This window comes from Leptolyngbya sp. CCY15150 (assembly GCF_016888135.1).
Lineage (GTDB): Bacteria > Cyanobacteriota > Cyanobacteriia > RECH01 > RECH01 > RECH01.
The window spans coordinates 1-516 of record NZ_JACSWB010000258.1 but is presented as its reverse complement, the minus strand read 5'-3'; the positions used below and the strand labels follow the sequence as shown (position 1 = coordinate 516).

General features: G+C 57.8%; 1 protein-coding gene. It reads right to left on the bottom strand.

All coding sequences use genetic code 11. The annotated features are described in order from the left end of the window. Positions 1-64: 64 nt before the first annotated feature. Positions 65-516 (bottom strand): TetR/AcrR family transcriptional regulator (locus tag JUJ53_RS25610; RefSeq protein ID WP_204153734.1); only part of this gene is annotated, 452 nt, incomplete at its 5' end.

Sequence of the window (516 nt, the reverse complement as noted above, 5' to 3'; positions counted from 1 at the left end):
TCGGTATTTTGCATCTTCATCTCCGTTCTTTTACTCTTGTTGCTGACTTCAATTGCTCATCAGTTTAGGGATCGACAGGATCGCCGATCGCCCCCCCAGTAGCGATGTGCACAGCGCGGGCCATCTGCCCAAGCGTGTTGCCAAGCGAGGTGGGATCGGCTCCCTCCATCAGGGCAGCACTGACGTCTTCACTGATAACGCGCACGACTGCGGTGGCCGCTGCGGCGTGCATCCGCACCTCGATATCGTCAGGCGATCGCCGCAGCCGATCCGCGAAGATTTCGACTAGAGCGTGCTCTATTCGGTCGTTGGTCATCAGCCAGGCCGTTCGCAGATCCGGCTCTTGTTCGGCCAACACAGTCATCTTGATCACAGCCTGATCAAAGGCCTGCTGATCGGGATCTTTAGTACGATTCATTGCCCACTCCATGAGGTGATCTTCAAGGGAGACATCGCGAGGCCAGCGGCGCAATAGCGCCACAAACTCCTCGCCATCCTGCGCCAAGACCGGCTCGA